The sequence below is a fragment of the Clostridium thermobutyricum DSM 4928 genome (assembly GCF_002050515.1).
Taxonomy (GTDB): domain Bacteria; phylum Bacillota; class Clostridia; order Clostridiales; family Clostridiaceae; genus Clostridium; species Clostridium thermobutyricum.
This window is the reverse complement of sequence record NZ_LTAY01000026.1, coordinates 222,488-238,161: the sequence shown is the minus strand read 5'-3', so window position 1 is coordinate 238,161 and position 15,674 is coordinate 222,488. Positions and strand designations below refer to the sequence as shown.

Sequence of the window (15,674 nt, the reverse complement as noted above, 5' to 3'; positions counted from 1 at the left end):
TTTATTTTTATGCAATTAAATTAATGTTTTTTACAATTACTTCAATATTTTTTCCCCTAATTAATATTCTACCATAAATATTAAATTACAAAAGAAAAAATCTGTAGAAAATTTATTTTTTCTACAGATTTTTTAATTTAATTTAACTTATTCCCACTTTTTTATTTGCCTCAGCTTGTTGTTTCTCCTTAGCCGCTGCTTCATTAGCTGCTTGACTTCCCGGATAATTATCTGGTGGAGCATCTAAAACATATTTTGTAAATCCTGGTGATGAATAATGCATTTTTAATAGCTCATTTTTGAAGTATGCTTCATAAGCTGCTTTTGCAACCATTTGAGCCATATCTCCATCATACATTACTACCATTACTGCAACTTGTGGATCTTTATATGGTGCAAATCCAATATATGTTGCATATGGAGCTCTACCATATGATCTTTGATCTGCTGATACATCGGCAGTTCCTGTTTTACCTGCAGTTGGAATTGGGAAATGTCCAAATGCAGTTAAAGCTGTACCATAAGGTCCTGAATCAACTAATCTCATTCCTTCGTGAATTGTATCAATAGTTGATTTGCTCATAGGAATTTTATCTAAAATTTGTGGCTGAGTTTTTTCTAATACTTGACCAGTTGGACTTGTAACTTCACTTACAAGATGTAATCTATATCTTGTTCCACCATTTGCAAGTGCTGTAACATATGATGCAAGTTGTATAGGTGTAAAGTGGTTAATACCTTGACCTATAGCTGCATATACAAGCTGTGCTGGTGATAACATTTGGTTTTGTTGTTCTATTGTAAATGATGCAATAGTATAAGTAACTTCATATGCTTGTTGTTCTATTGTTGCATTTGGATTTTTAGCTTTAAATGCATCAAATGAAGCTTTATACTCTGGTGATATTTGCATTAATTTAAGAACATCTGGATAAACTTCTTTATAGAAAGCATCAAATCCTGGTTGAGGTTTATCAGTACCTACTGCTTCAAGTCTTGTATACATTTTATTTTTAATATCCTCTTTAAGTTTAGCAACTTCTGAAGAATCTTTTGGATTCTCAGCAATACTAAATGGTGCAAAAACAAATGCTCCATATTCTCCTTTAGTTAAAATATCATTTAAGTTAAATTTTGAATAAAGGATTGTATCTGCTTTAAAACTTTGGAAATCATATGTTTGACCATAATTATTTTCTGGAATTTCTATTCCTGTTGGCTCATCAGTTTCCTGATTAGGTGGATGACCTAATCCAAATTTCCAAGCCCATCTTGCTAATGAGTTTAAAGCATAAATTTGAGCTGCTTGCCCTTTTAACTTAGTAGTTTGAAGTGCATGCATATATAATCTATATCCCATATCATAATAGAAAACGTCACTTGATCTTTCTAGTGCAGTTTGTAATGTTATTGGCCCAAATCCGTGTCCAGTAGCTTTTCCATACCATCCTTCTGGATCGAAATCTTTACCAAATACTTGTGGATATTGATTGAATTTTGCATGTGCATCATAATATTCACCTGGTTTATATAAACCTTCTTGCATTACTGCAACTGATGTAAGTGGTTTGAATATTGATCCTGGAGGTATAGCACCCATTGTTGCATAGTTATAAAATGGTTTTGGATAAAGATTGTATTTATCTTCTCTTTGCCCATTTGGTCCTATTGGGAACATTTGATTTACTGTCATTGTTACCCCTGGTTCTTTAGCTATCTTTTCACCAAAAGCTTCTAAGTTAGGATCAAAGTATTCATCATATTGCTTTTTAGTAAGTTGTCCTGGTATAGCAAAAAGATTTGGATTAAAGTTTGGATAACTCGCCATAGCAAGTATATTTCCATTATGAACATTAACTACTATTGCTGCCCCTCTTGTTGCATTAGGGAATCCATAATCGTGAGCTCCTAAATTATCTCTCATATTTGCTCTAACATATGCCATTGTATCTTTTAATGATTCTTGAACAGCATATTGGATATTTTTATTTATTGTTAAATGAACATTATCTCCTGGATATGGATTTATAGTATCTAATGTAGCAGTTGTTCTTCCTTGAGCATCAACTTTTACTACTTTACCACCCGTATCTCCTCTTAAATAACTTTGATAAGCTGCTTCCATTCCTGAAGCTCCTACTAAAGCTGTACTTACATTATATCCTTGTAGTTCATATTGAGCTTGTTGTGAACTACTAATTGGTGTTAAGTAACCAATTACTGAAGATGCTAAGTTATTATAAGGATAATATCTTACTGGTTGCATCTGAACATTAACTCCTGGAAGTCTATCAAGTTCTTGATATACATCAAAAGCAGTACTTTGCTTAATGTCAGTTGCAATAGTTACAGTTCTTTCACCTTTAAAACTTTGCATTTTAATTTCATCTTTAACAATAATATAATCTAATATTTGTCTCTTTGTGTAACCTGCTTTTTCTAATAAACCTAATAGCTCTTCACCTGACATATTATTATACTTTTTCATTTGTATATTAAATTCTTGCATCTCTGCTTTATATTTATTTTGTTCTGCATCTGATGCATTTTTTGCAGGTTGTACTGGCTCTTTATAAATAAGATTTATTATGTTATATTCTTTAATTAAATAATAAAAAGCTTGATCTGGTGTAACTTTTAATAACTCTTTATTTATTTCATCAGTTTGTTGTTGTGACATAGCTTGAATTTCATCACCAAATAAATTTGTTTGGATTTCTTCATTCATTCCTATATCTCTTAAGTATCTTATTTTTTCGTATTCTTTAACATTTTCAGCATCTGAATTATATGCATAATATAACTGACCTTTATCATCCATTTTCAATAACATACTATTTACAAGTTTATCATTATTTTCTTTAATAATTCTAAATACTTCTTTTATAGTTGGATAAAAATCGACTTGTCCTACTGATGGAACTGTGTAAGTTAAATTATAAATATCTCTATTAGTTGCTAAAATATTTCCCTGATTGTCTAGTATCTCTCCCCTTGGAGCTTCCTCTGTTATAAATCTGGTAGCATTTTCACTAGCAATATCTTTGTAGTAAGTATGTTCAACAACTTGAATATACAAAAGTCTACCTAATATTGCTGTAAAAATTACTGCCATTATTATTTTAAAGATAGTAAACCTAGACATCCCTTTTCTTTTTCTTTTCTTTGGTTTGTTAACTATCATCTAAGCCTCCACTTACTCCTCAAATTATCTTTTTGTTTAGAGAATTTGAAAACATATCTATATCCTATTAGCATTATTATTGAGTTGTAAATTGCAACTATTAATAATTGCTCTATGCTTATTCCCATTTTGTAATGTAAAATAGAGAAAATAGCAAAAACTGATAAATGCTTCAAAATAGTAATTAAAAACATAGTGGCTACTGGCACAATTTTTCTTCTTTTAAAGACATTCTTTCCTATATACCAAACAAGTAAACAAATTAACATATTAGTTAATGCATTTATTCCTATTGTATTTGAAAAGAAAATATCCTGTAAAATACCACTTACTACCCCAATGAATACCGCTTCTCTTTCATTATTGATTAGTGAATACGCTACTGCAAAAGTAAATAAGAAACTTGGATATGCACCTTTTATTCCTATAAAAGGTGCAAAAGTGTTATCAATTATTAGTAGCACTATACAAATTAAAATTGTAATTATTCTTTTCATAATTGCCACCTCTTAATTGCTGTAATTGATATCACGTGTATTTTTTGGTACTACTACAAATAAATCTTCTGCTTGATTAAAGTTAACAGCTGGTTTTATTGTTGCAGTTTTCATAATGTTTATTTTATCTTCTGTAACAGACTCAACTGTTCCAACAAGTATATCTTTTGGATATATTCCACCTAAACCTGAAGTAACTACAGTATCACCTGCTTTTACATTTGAATTCATTGGAATATTTTCAACTTTAGCTATTGCTTGAGTTTGATTTTCTCTAACTCCTCTTAAAATACCTGTATTATCATTAGTATTTTGAATCTTAACAGCTACAGCTATATTTTCATTTAATATACTCTTTACTATAGACCAGTTAGTTCCAACTGAAGTAACTTGACCTACAAGTCCATTTGCTCCTATAACTACATAACCTTTTTGGATTCCACTATCTGAACCTCTATCAATTATATATCCATCTAGTATATTTCCACCACTATAACCTATTATGTGTGTAGCTATATAATTATATTCACTATTTTCTGTTTTAAAATCTAAGACTTTTCTTAATTGATCATTTTCTGCTTTAAGTCCTGAATATTGTAAAAGTTGATTCTTAAGTTGAGCATTTTCTGCTTCTAACTTAATATTTTGATCTTTAACTTCTGTGAAGTTTAAACAAAGGTCAACAAAGCTCTTTATTTTTGAATTTACTGTATATGTTATTTTTTGAATTGGATTCAATGCTGATCCAGCTCCGCTAGATATAATGTTTCTTTCTGAACTTTTAAAGCTCCAAAAGATTAATCCTAAAAATACAACTGACAGCACTACAACAGTGACTGCCAGTTTGTTTTTACGAACTCTCATTCCTATAATCTATCTTCCTTGCTTATCTTGTCGAAGTCTTCTAATGCTTTACCAGCACCTAAAACAACACAATCTAAAGGTGATTCTGCAATGTGAACCGGCATATTTGTTTCTTTAGTTATTAATTCATCTAATCCCTTTAACATTGCTCCTCCACCTGCTAACATTATACCTTTTTCCATTATATCAGCAGCTAACTCTGGTGGTGTTTTTTCTAGAGTTGTTTTAATAGATTCAATAATAGCATATACAGGTTCTTTAAGAGCTTCTCTTATTTGTGATTCTGAAATTTCAACTATTTTTGGAAGACCAGTTATCATATCTCTTCCTTTGATTTCCATAATCCTATTTTCTTCATCTATGTCATAAGCTGAACCAATTTCCATTTTAATTTGTTCTGCTGTTCTTTCACCAATCATAAGATTAAATTCTTTTTTAACATAACCAATAATTGATTGATCTAATTCGTCACCAGCAACTCTTAATGATTTACTTGTAACAATTCCTCCTAGAGAAATTATAGCAACTTCTGTTGTACCTCCACCGATATCAACAATCATACTTCCTGTAGGTTCACTAACTGGAAGTCCTGCCCCTATTGCAGCTGCCATTGGCTCTTCCATAAGAACAACTTCTCTAGCTCCAGCAAGCTTAGTAGCTTCTTCAATTGCTCTTTTTTCTACTTCTGTAACTCCTGAAGGATAACAAACTATTATTCTTGGAGCTTTAAATGCACTTTTACTTGCACCTTTTTCTATTAAGGATTTAATCATTGTATGGGCAATATCAAAGTCAGCGATAACCCCATCTCTTAATGGTCTTATAGCAACTATGTTTCCTGGAGTTCTTCCTATCATCATTTTTGCTTCAGTTCCCACTGCTAGTGGTTTTCTAGTTGTATTATTTATAGCAACAACTGATGGTTCTCTTAAGACTACACCTTTACCTTTAACAAATACAAGTGTATTAGCTGTCCCTAAATCTATTCCCATGTCTTTACTAGTTCCGAAAAATCCCATTTTTTTAATTCCCCTTTCAGTTATATAATTCCTTTTTCTCTTAAACTCACATATTTATTGTTACCAATTATTATGTGATCTGTTAAGTTTATTCCTAACAGCTTTCCACAATCACTTAGTCTTTTAGTAATTGCTACATCTTCCTTACTAGGAGTTGGGTCTCCTGAAGGATGATTATGACTTATAATTATTGAAGCAGCACTAGATTTTATAGCTTCATTAAATATCTCTCTTGGGTGTACAAGTGATGAATTTAATCCTCCTTTGAACACATCTTTTGTTTTTACAATTTCATTTTTAGTGTTTAAAACAATTAATTTTAAAACTTCTTGGTTTAAACAACTCATTTCCGGATACAAAAGTTTTGCTAATTCCTTTGGACTTCTTATTCTAGGATTTAATTCTTTTGTTTTTAAAGTTTTTATCCGTTTAACAAGTTCAGCTAAAGCCAATATTTGACTTCCTTTTGAATCTTTAATTCCTCTGATACTTTTTATATCTTCTAGGGAAGCAGTTAATATTCCATCTAAACCATTTAATTCATTTATTATTCTTTGGCTTAAATTTATTACATTCTCACCTTTAACTCCAGTTCTAAGTATTAAAGCTAAAAGTTCTGTATTTGTAAGTACGCTTGCACCTTGAGATATTAATTTTTCTTGAGGTCTTTCACTTTTAGGTATGTCTAAAATTTTCAAAGTCTTTTCTTTCATAAAATTCTCCTTAATTTAGAATACCCATCCACCTTTACTTTATAATATCTTTTAACAGTTTCGCTGTTGCATTTAGAGGTAAGCCTACAACATTATAGTAACAACCTTTTATCTCTTCAACAAATACTCCTCCAAAACCTTGAATTCCATAAGAGCCCGCTTTATCAAGTGGCTCTCCACTTTCTATGTAATCTCTTATTTGGCTATCTTCTAACTCTGAAAATTTAACTTCTGTACACAAGCTAGTAGTTAGTCTTTCTTTTGTTTTAGTATTGTAAATTGAAATTCCAGAATATACTTTATGAACTTTACCACTCAAAGTTTTAAGAGTCCTGAAAGCATCTTCTTTATCTTTTGGTTTTCCTAAAATGTTATTAGAATATGAAACTAATGTATCTGCTGATATAATTATTGAATCTTCATCAACATCTCCTAATATAGCTTCCCCTTTTTTTATAGCTAATTCTTCAACATAGCTATTTAAGTCTCCTTTGAATATTACTTCATCCTCATCAAAGTTACTAACTTTAACATCGAAATCTTTTACTATTCTTCTAAGTAGCTCTTGTCTTCTTTCTGAACCAGAAGCTAATATAAATTTCATATTTTCCTCCTAAAAAGCTTATTTAATGATATTATTATCAAATATTAGGTATATATATTCAAAATAATATATTAAATAACGCAATTTAAGGTGTAGTTCACCTAAATACTACACCTTAATTAGTTTATCATTTTATAGCCACCTTAACAAGTAGCTTTACTTCTTTTAATTTTTTTTTAAGATTTACTCTAAACTCGGTATTTATTTAATATATTGTATAAAAATTCCGAAGATTTTTCACTATCTTTTCTTTGTAAATCTTTTGGTAATTCTTCTACATGTTTCTTTAAATTTTTAACCTCTTCATTTTCATCTAAATTCCCATCAGTTTTTAATTCATTAGTCCATTTTTTAAATTCTTCTGTATTTACACTTTTAGTTTCTTCATTTTCAAATTTTTTCAATACATCCATATATGCTTTTGCTATTTTAACTATTTTAATAGAATTTTCATCTTTAACTGGAATTTCTGATTTAACTCTAACATTTTCTACTTGACTTTTAGTTAATTCTTCTGATTTTTTCTTAGAATCTTCCTCATTATAAACTCCTGCTATAACTTTGAATTTGTCATTTTCTTTTGCTATAAGTTTATTATAACCTTCTGGAATTTTTTCTAATGCTGTTTTAGCATTTTCTTCCTTTCCATAAACACCACATTGTATTATATAGAAGTTTTCTTTTTCAGTATTATCATCTTTTGGAGCTTCTGCTGGTTCTTGTTTTGATTTATCGGCTTCTTTATTACCTTCATCCTTAACTTCGCTTGAGGCATCAGTAACTTTTTCTGGTGGATTATTACCTTCTCCACTTTTATCTTCAAATAACATAGGTCCAAATATCATTCCTATTCCTATAGCAAGTGGAATACAAATTAATAACCCTAGAAAAAAGAAATTATTTTTTGGGCCTCTTCCTCTTCTATTACGGTTATTATGGTTGTTGTTATATCTTGTATATCTCATTTTTCCCCTCCCCATCAAACTCTTATATCTAAATATATTCTAAGAAAGGCAATAATATTCATTATGTTATATAAATTTATAAAATATATATCTAAAATAAATTTTGTTAATTCTTATACTGATGATATTTTCTTTATTTTTATATAAAAAAAGTTACCTTAAAATAAATTTATCTTAAGGTAACTTCTAATTATTTTATCTTATAAAGTTTTAATTATATTTATTAATATAAGACTTAAAAATTCTAACTTATTATATATGAAATTATAAATTTTATTAATTAAGTCTATTTATTTATTGAATAAAAACATCTCTTAGGTGAGATTATTTTTTCTTCTTTTTTTAATTCTTTAATAGCTTTATCAATTTCTTTTTTATCTATTCCAGAAACCTCAGCTATTTGACCACCTTTTAAAGGTTCCTCTGAATTATTTAAAACTTCTAATACTTTTTCTTTTATATCCATATTTCTAAACCTCCGTAATAAGAAAATTTCACTTCCTATTATATTCCAAATTTAGAATTATTTCAATAATTATTATCCATTAATAAAATATCTTATTTTATTTCTTTTAAAATTTCTAAAAGATAAGCCCAAACATTTTGAACTGATTTTATACTCATGTGTTCGTTTGGTGTATGAACATCATAAAGATTTGGACCAAAGCTTATCATATCTAAATCTCCAAGTCTTTCTTTAAATAAACCACATTCAACTCCAGCATGAATTGCTGTTAATTTTGGTTCTTCTCCATTCATTCTCTTATAAACATCTACACAAATTTCTCTTATTTTTGAATTAGGATTGTATTCCCATTCTGGATATCCTGCATTTGTTGTAAATACTCCACCTAAAAGTTCTGTAACAGTTTTTGCTCTTAAAGTTATTTCTTCTTTTAAAGAACCTACTGAACTTCTTATAGCACTGTCATAAACAACTTCTCCATTTTCTGTACTAACTATTCCTAAGTTAGTTGAGCTTTCTGTTAATCCATGCATGCTCTTGCTCATTGTATTTACACCATTTGGATAAAGATATAAAAGATTTATAACTCTATCAGTTACATCTTTAGTAAATGCTTCTCCATTATTAGTAGCTTCTGAAATTTCTATAGTTACATCTGGATCTTGAACTCTTAATTCATGTTTAAACATTTCTTCAAATTTAGCTATTTCTTCTTTAATGTTTTTAACATCTCCACTTGGTACAAAGAATATTGCATCTGCTTCTCTTGGAATAGCATTATTTTTTGAACCACCTTCTATGTGAGCTAATCTTAAATCATATTTATCATTTAATCCTTTTAAAAGTCTACCCATTAATTTATTTGAGTTTCCACGACCTTTATTTATTTCCATTCCTGAGTGTCCACCCTTTAGTCCTCTTAATTTAACTTCTAAAGCAGTGAATCCTTCTGAAACTTTTTCATTTTCTACTTTTATAGTTGATTTACTTCTTATTCCTCCTGCACAGCTTAAAAGAAGTTCTCCTTCTTCTTCTGAATCAAGATTTAATAGAATTTTTCCATCAACATCTTTAGCATTTATGTTCATTGCACCAGTCATTCCAGTTTCTTCATCTACAGTTAAAAGAAGTTCTAAAGCTGGATGTTCTATTTCATTACTAGCTAATATAGCCATTCCATAAGCTACTGCTATTCCATTATCTGCTCCAAGAGTAGTTCCTGTTGCAAATATGTTATCTCCTTCAATTCTTAGTTTTAAAGGATCTTTTTCAAAGTCATGCTCTGTTCCTTTATTTTTTTCACAAACCATATCCATGTGTCCTTGAAGTATAACACCTGGAGCATTTTCATAACCTTTAGTTGCTGGTTTTTTTATTACTATATTTAATGTTTCATCTTGAATTACTTCTAATCCTAAATTCTTTGCAAATGAAACTAAGTAATCGCTTATAGCTTTTTCATTTCCTGATCCTCTTGGTATTTTTGATATTTCTTCAAAATAATTAAATACAGATTTTGGTTCTAAATTACTTAATATTCCCATTTTTATTTCATCCTTTCTAATTTAGTGTTAAAATTAACTTGTGGATAATTTTAGTATAGCACATGATTATAATAATTCTATAATTACTTTAATAAAAGTTTACACATAATAATGAAGGATAATACTAAAATTATTAAATTTATATTTAATGAGGTGAGATGTATGCAAAAAACAAAAATGATTTTTACAATCGGTCCAGCTAGTGATAATGAAGAAGTCTTAAGAGAATTCATAAAAATTGGTATGAGTGCTGCAAGACTTAATTTTTCTCATGGTACACATGAAAGCCATAAAGAAAAAATTGATTTAATCAAAAGACTTAGAGATGAGATGAAAACTACTACCTCAATAATTCTTGATATTAAGGGTCCTAAAATTAGAACTCATAATTTCAAAAATGATGGAGCAACTGTAAATAAAGGTGATAAATTCTCTTTTATTTGTGGTGAAGAAATTTTAGGTGATAATACTAGATGCTCTGTTACTTATGATGAACTTTATTTAGATGTCAAACCTGGAGGACAAATCCTTGTTGATGATGGTGTCCTTGTTTTCAAAATTGAAGAAATTGTTGGCAAAGAAATAAAGTGTATTGTTGAAGTTGGCGGAGTTATTAAAAATCACAAAGGTGTTAATGTTCCTAATATTTCAATTAATTTACCTTCTGTTACTGAAAAAGATAAAGAAGACATTATATTTGGATGCCAAAATAAAGTTGACTTTATAGCTGCTTCATTTATAAGAAAAGACACAGATATATTAGAAATAAGACAAATACTAGATTCCCATGGTGGAGAAAATATAAAAATAATCGCAAAAATAGAAAGCCAAGAAGGTGTAGAAAATATAGATTCAATCTTAAAAGTAACTGATGCTGTTATGGTTGCTCGTGGAGATATGGGAATAGAAATTCCTATAGAAAAAGTTCCTATAATTCAAAAAAGCATCATTAAAAAATGTAATTTAGCAGGTAAAGTTGTTATAACAGCAACTCAAATGCTTGATTCAATGATTAGGAATTCACTTCCTACAAGAGCTGAAGCTTGTGATATATGTAATGCAATATTTGATGGAACTGATGCTATTATGCTTAGTGGAGAAAGTGCTTCAGGTAATTTCCCAATTGAAGCTGCTAAGACAATGTCTAGAATTGCATTAGAAACAGAAGCTCACTTAGGTTATGAACATCTACAAAATCCAAATCTTAATATTCAATCTGACTCCTTCGCTGATGCTATAAGTTATTCTGCTTGTAGAACAGCTAATTCAATTAATGCTAAAGCAATTGTAGCTGCAACTCAAAGTGGTGCAACTGCAAGGCTAATATCTAAATATAGACCTAAATCTTATATTATAGCAATTACTCCTCATGCTCATGTTAGACGTGGATTAGCATTAAACTTTGGAGTTATTCCAGCTCACTGTGATAATTTCAAAACTACTGATGAAATCTTAAACGAAGCTAAAAAAATAGCATCTTCTTATAATTTCATAAATAAAGATGATGAAATAATAGTTGCTGCTGGTATGCCAACTGCTCATGTAGGTGGAACTAATATGTTAAAGATAGAAAAAATTTAATTAATATAAACTTAATCATAAAAATAAAGCTCTGTAATATAGTTTACAGAGCTTTATTTGATTATTTAATATAATTTTCTCTTATACATATAATAAGAACATACTAAATCTTTTATTTTTCTATTTTATTACTTTAAATAAATTCACTTTAATACTTATAAAAAGATTTATCGTAATATATCATATAAATTTTTATAATATAAAAAAGCTATACTTATAATTTAGTATAGCTTTTGAAAAATATTTTGCCCTTTTGAGAATATTTTCGTATTATAGTAAATTTGTACATCATGAGCGTATATAAATCCCTAATAAATATCTTTCAATTATTATTTTATTCTAATTTTTAAAATAAATATATGATTTAAATCAAACAATCAAAAATTTTTTTATTCATTTTATTTTTTAATACTAAATTTATTTCTATATATCACAATTTTGATTACTAAATCAATTTATATACGTATCACTTTATGAATAAGTAATATTAAAATTACATAAATGTAGATCTAATTACTAAAATTTACTTTATTTCTGTAACTTTTATCACGACAAAATATTTTTATAACATTTATACTAATAATATATATATATATTTATTTTAAGGGAGGCAATATTTTGAAAATAAATGCTTGTTGCGATAGATGTGAAAAAAGGCTTTATGCTCAAGAAATTCCTATTTTCACTTCTCTATCTAGAGACGAATTAGAACAAATAATAGACTTACGTGAACATGGTCACTTTAAAAAAGGAGATGTTCTTTTCTCAGAAGGAGATGAAATATCTAAACTTTTTATAGTAAGTAATGGATTAGTAAAACTAACTAAAAATACTTTTGATGGTAAGGAACAAATTATTGATATTTTAGGTGTTGGAGATTTCTTTGGTGAAAATAATATAATTGGAGATTCCCATGCAATGAATGTTTCTGCTATAGCAATTCAAGACTTAGAGGTATGTACTATTTCTAGAGGTGATTTAGAAAAAATAATAACTAAAAATCCTCAAATAGCTTTAAAACTTTTAGATGGTTTAAATAAAAAGCTTAAAGATGTTCAAAACCTTTCAACTAATTTAGCGTCTAATGTTCCAGAAAGTAGAATAGCAAATATATTATTAAAGTTTGCAAGTGATTATAGTTATGATAATAATTCTGAAATATTAATAAATTTACCACTTAATCGTGAGGATATTGCAAACTATTGTGGTATTGCAAGAGAAACTTTAAGTAGAAAACTTTCTTATCTTGAAAAATTAGATATTATAGAAGTTCATTCTAAAAAAATAAAAATTAAAGATATGGAATATCTTAAGGAATTAGTCTAGTTTTATTTAAATAATTTATTTTAAAATAGCAATTAATTTAGTAATTATTTTAAAGTGAGTTGAATCACATATTTATAACTCTAATATTTATATACTATACGTGTAGCAAATAATATGAATGGAGAGATTGATATGAAAAATAAAATTCAGATTAATGATCTACCAACTTATTATTGGAAAGGCTTCAAAGATTTTGTGGTGTATAAGAAAGATTATGAAAGTGATTCAGTAGTTTCTATATACATAAAGCCAAAGGATGGTTCTAAGATAACCCTCCCTAAACCTGGTCAATTTGTTGGTATTAGATTTAACAACTTAATAAGATTATATAACATTTCATGTATCCCAAATACGGATTTTTATAGATTAACCATAGACCTTATAGAAAACGGAAAAATGAGTAATTATATATCTAATACTATACAGATTGGCGATACTATTGAATGTACAGTTCCTAAAGGAAAGGTACTTATGTAACTTCTAAAATTTTATTAGTTATTGAAATTATAAAATCATAATACTAAATTTAATCCCTATTCTTTTTACTTCTACGTTTAGAATTTTATAAATTCTAACTATAAAATTTTAGAAGATTTTAGTTATAGATATTTATATTTAATTAGGAGGTTATTATTATGAAATTAAACTTAAATAAAATAAAAGAATCTAAATTAATGTTAACTAAAAATGAGAGCTTTAAAGTAATGTACTTTGAATTTGAACCTGGAAAAGGCTTACCTAATCACCATCATGATGGAGATGCTGCTATCCAAGTTCTTGAAGGAAAAGTTTCATTTAATTTTGTAGATGGTGAAAGCTGTTTACTTGAAAAAAATGATTTTCTTCCTTTTGATGCAAGACATACACATAATGTTATAGCTGAAGAAAAAAGTAAAGTTCTTGTATTTATAGGACTATAATATTTATTTTTAATTAATTTAAATTAGACAATAACATAAAATTAATTAGAATTTTTCAAATTAATATTTACTTCTAATTAATTTAAATCCTATAACCCTTTAGAATTTAAATTAATTAGAGTTTATATACATAAAAACTATTCATCTTAAAAAGAGAGTACTAAAATTTTAGTACTCTCTTTTATTTATTATATAGTATTTTCTAATAAATCCTTTAAATCTTCCTCTGCTGTTGAAATTGGCCTTAACTCATAATTTTCAATTAGATATTGAAGAACATTTGGTGTTATAAATGCTGGAAGACTTGGTCCAAGTAACATTCCTTTTATTCCTAAAGCTAAAAGTGCTAAAAGGTCTGCAACTGCTTTTTGCTCATACCAAGATAAAACTATTGATAAAGGTAATTTATTTACATCACATTTAAATACATCACTTAAAGATAATGCTATTTTTGTTGCTGAATAAACATCATTACATTGACCAACATCTAAAAGTCTTGGAATTCCATTTATATCTCCAAACTCTAGTTTATTAAATCTATATTTTCCACAAGCAAGTGTTAATATTATACAATCTTTAGGAACTTTTTGTGCAAACTCTGTATAATAATTTCTTCCAGGTTTTGCTCCATCACATCCTCCTATAACAAAGAAATGTTTTATATTTCCACCTTTAACTCCATTAACTATTGCTTCTGCATTCTTTAAAGTAGCTTCGTGTCCAAATCCAACTATTATTTCTTTAACTTCTTGGTCTTCTTTAAATCCACCAAGTTCTATTGCTTTTTCTATAATTTTTGAAAAATCCTTAGTTCCATCTTCTAAAGTTTTTATATGTTCTACTCCTTCCCAACCAACTACGTTAGTAGAATAGATTCTATCTTTATAAGATTCTCTTGGTCTCATAAGACAGTTTGTTGTCATAAGTATACAACCTGGAATATCATCAAATTCTCTTTGTTGATTTTGCCATGCACTTCCGAAGTTTCCTACTAAATGTGGATATTTCTTTAATTCTGGATATCCATGAGCTGGTAACATTTCACCATGAGTATAAACATTAACTCCTTTATCCTTTGTTTGTTCTAATAACATTTCTAAATCTTTTAAATCATGACCTGATATAATTATAAATGGTCCTTTTTTAATATTTACATTAACTTTTGTAGGTTCTGGATTTTTATATGAAGTAGTGTTCGCATCATCTAAGACTTTCATTACTTCTAAACTCATATTTCCTGTTTTAGTCATAAGTTCAATTGCTTCTGTTAATGTTAATTCTGGATTTGTAATTGCTGCTAATGCTTCAAAGTAAAATTTATCTACTTCTTCACTATTATAATTTAAAAATCTAGCTTGATGCCCATAAGCACTTATTCCTTTTAATCCATATAAAATTGTATGTTTAAGTGATCTTACATCTGGGTCTTCATCTGTATCTCTATCTAATCTAGCTAATTTGGCATCTTCTAATAATTTGCTTTTACTATCACTTAGTTTATAAGTAACCTGTTCTCTATCACAATTAAAATTTAATTCTTCTGCTTTAGATTTAAGTTCATCTTTTAATTCTTGTGATTTTTGTAGAAGTTTTATATGTGTATCAGGATCAAAGTTAACATTTGTTAATGTAGTAAATAATGAATCCTCTATAAATTTAGAGAATTTTACATCTACTTTTTCTCCTTTATCTATTATATATTTGGCATAGCAACTAATTCCTTCTAATTGGTATATAAGAAGGTCTTGAAGAGCTGCTATTTCAGGAGATTTTCCGCATACCCCCATTTTAGTACACCCTTTTCCCCCTACTGTTTGCTCACATTGATAACAAAACATTGCATTTTCCAAATTTACTCACTCCTTTTATAAATTTCAAAAATAGTATTATCATAATCGCCAATTTAAATTCATAAAAATATACCATTGTCAAAACTACTAATTTAAATTTATAAAAAATATATAATTATCTATTAATTATATAAAAAAACT

General features: G+C 28.0%; 14 protein-coding genes. 4 read left to right on the top strand and 10 right to left on the bottom strand.

All coding sequences use genetic code 11. From position 1 onward, the window contains the following. Positions 1-142: 142 nt before the first annotated feature. The 9 genes from CLTHE_RS04875 to CLTHE_RS04835 all read right to left on the bottom strand — a co-directional run bounded on the left by CLTHE_RS04875 (position 143) and on the right by CLTHE_RS04835 (position 9,856). Positions 143-3,184 (bottom strand): peptidoglycan D,D-transpeptidase FtsI family protein, encoded by a 3,042-nt coding sequence (locus tag CLTHE_RS04875; protein WP_080022252.1) that lies wholly within the window; start codon positions 3,182-3,184, stop codon positions 143-145. Next, a complete protein-coding gene (gene mreD / locus CLTHE_RS04870) occupies positions 3,181-3,681 on the bottom strand; it encodes a rod shape-determining protein MreD (protein ID WP_080022251.1) in 501 nt (166 codons plus the stop codon). Before mreD ends, CLTHE_RS04875 begins: the two co-directional genes overlap by 4 nt. Before the next feature lie 12 nt (positions 3,682-3,693). Next, entirely contained in the window at positions 3,694-4,545 is an 852-nt protein-coding gene (gene mreC / locus CLTHE_RS04865; protein WP_080022250.1) for a rod shape-determining protein MreC, read from the bottom strand. 2 nt (positions 4,546-4,547) lie between these two features. Next, positions 4,548-5,564, bottom strand: coding sequence for a rod shape-determining protein (locus tag CLTHE_RS04860; protein WP_002598501.1), 1,017 nt, complete (start codon positions 5,562-5,564; stop codon positions 4,548-4,550). 20 nt (positions 5,565-5,584) lie between these two features. Continuing rightward, a complete protein-coding gene (gene radC / locus CLTHE_RS04855) occupies positions 5,585-6,277 on the bottom strand; it encodes a RadC family protein (RefSeq protein ID WP_080022249.1) in 693 nt (230 codons plus the stop codon). A 34-nt stretch (positions 6,278-6,311) separates the two neighbouring features. Beyond that, a complete protein-coding gene (locus CLTHE_RS04850) occupies positions 6,312-6,881 on the bottom strand; it encodes a Maf-like protein (protein WP_080022248.1) in 570 nt (189 codons plus the stop codon). A 188-nt stretch (positions 6,882-7,069) separates the two neighbouring features. Continuing rightward, positions 7,070-7,846: an SPOR domain-containing protein gene (locus CLTHE_RS04845; RefSeq protein ID WP_080022247.1), complete on the bottom strand. Its 777-nt coding sequence runs from the start codon at positions 7,844-7,846 to the stop codon at positions 7,070-7,072. A 286-nt stretch (positions 7,847-8,132) separates the two neighbouring features. Further along, on the bottom strand, positions 8,133-8,312 hold the full coding sequence (locus CLTHE_RS04840) for an HTH domain-containing protein (protein ID WP_002598505.1): 180 nt from the start codon (positions 8,310-8,312) through the stop codon (positions 8,133-8,135). Positions 8,313-8,404: 92 nt separating this feature from the next. Beyond that, positions 8,405-9,856, bottom strand: coding sequence for an aminoacyl-histidine dipeptidase (locus CLTHE_RS04835; RefSeq protein ID WP_080022246.1), 1,452 nt, complete (start codon positions 9,854-9,856; stop codon positions 8,405-8,407). Positions 9,857-10,018: 162 nt separating this feature from the next. Between CLTHE_RS04835 and pyk the strand changes: the two genes are divergently transcribed. From pyk to CLTHE_RS04815, 4 genes are all read left to right on the top strand, one after another. Continuing rightward, positions 10,019-11,437, top strand: a complete 1,419-nt coding sequence (gene pyk, locus CLTHE_RS04830; RefSeq protein WP_080022245.1) for a pyruvate kinase — start codon at positions 10,019-10,021, stop codon at positions 11,435-11,437. Between the two features lie 618 nt (positions 11,438-12,055). Further along, a complete protein-coding gene (locus tag CLTHE_RS04825; RefSeq protein WP_080022244.1) occupies positions 12,056-12,763 on the top strand; it encodes a Crp/Fnr family transcriptional regulator in 708 nt (235 codons plus the stop codon). Between the two features lie 195 nt (positions 12,764-12,958). Then, the gene (locus tag CLTHE_RS04820; protein ID WP_158082662.1) at positions 12,959-13,240 is read left to right on the top strand and encodes an FAD-binding oxidoreductase; all 282 of its coding nucleotides are present in this window, start codon (positions 12,959-12,961) and stop codon (positions 13,238-13,240) included. A gap of 158 nt (positions 13,241-13,398) precedes the next feature. Beyond that, complete coding sequence (locus CLTHE_RS04815; RefSeq protein ID WP_080022242.1) at positions 13,399-13,683, top strand: cupin domain-containing protein; 285 nt, start codon at positions 13,399-13,401, stop codon at positions 13,681-13,683. Positions 13,684-13,871: 188 nt separating this feature from the next. Here CLTHE_RS04815 and hcp read toward each other — a convergent pair whose 3' ends face one another. After that, positions 13,872-15,521: a hydroxylamine reductase gene (gene hcp, locus CLTHE_RS04810; protein WP_080022271.1), complete on the bottom strand. Its 1,650-nt coding sequence runs from the start codon at positions 15,519-15,521 to the stop codon at positions 13,872-13,874. Between the last annotated feature and the right edge of the window lie 153 nt (positions 15,522-15,674).

What these genes read in the sequence shown, in the direction of transcription:
- mreD (WP_080022251.1), bottom strand. Translation starts at nt 3,681, where the DNA reads ATGAAAAGAATAATTACAATTTTAATTTGTATAGTGCTACTAATAATT.
- CLTHE_RS04860 (WP_002598501.1), bottom strand. Translation starts at nt 5,564, where the DNA reads ATGGGATTTTTCGGAACTAGTAAAGACATGGGAATAGATTTAGGGACA.
- hcp (WP_080022271.1), bottom strand. Translation starts at nt 15,521, where the DNA reads ATGTTTTGTTATCAATGTGAGCAAACAGTAGGGGGAAAAGGGTGTACT.
- radC (WP_080022249.1), bottom strand. Translation starts at nt 6,277, where the DNA reads ATGAAAGAAAAGACTTTGAAAATTTTAGACATACCTAAAAGTGAAAGA.
- CLTHE_RS04875 (WP_080022252.1), bottom strand. Translation starts at nt 3,184, where the DNA reads ATGATAGTTAACAAACCAAAGAAAAGAAAAAGAAAAGGGATGTCTAGG.
- CLTHE_RS04815 (WP_080022242.1), top strand. Translation starts at nt 13,399, where the DNA reads ATGAAATTAAACTTAAATAAAATAAAAGAATCTAAATTAATGTTAACT.
- CLTHE_RS04845 (WP_080022247.1), bottom strand. Translation starts at nt 7,846, where the DNA reads ATGAGATATACAAGATATAACAACAACCATAATAACCGTAATAGAAGA.
- CLTHE_RS04850 (WP_080022248.1), bottom strand. Translation starts at nt 6,881, where the DNA reads ATGAAATTTATATTAGCTTCTGGTTCAGAAAGAAGACAAGAGCTACTT.
- CLTHE_RS04835 (WP_080022246.1), bottom strand. Translation starts at nt 9,856, where the DNA reads ATGGGAATATTAAGTAATTTAGAACCAAAATCTGTATTTAATTATTTT.
- pyk (WP_080022245.1), top strand. Translation starts at nt 10,019, where the DNA reads ATGCAAAAAACAAAAATGATTTTTACAATCGGTCCAGCTAGTGATAAT.
- mreC (WP_080022250.1), bottom strand. Translation starts at nt 4,545, where the DNA reads ATGAGAGTTCGTAAAAACAAACTGGCAGTCACTGTTGTAGTGCTGTCA.
- CLTHE_RS04840 (WP_002598505.1), bottom strand. Translation starts at nt 8,312, where the DNA reads ATGGATATAAAAGAAAAAGTATTAGAAGTTTTAAATAATTCAGAGGAA.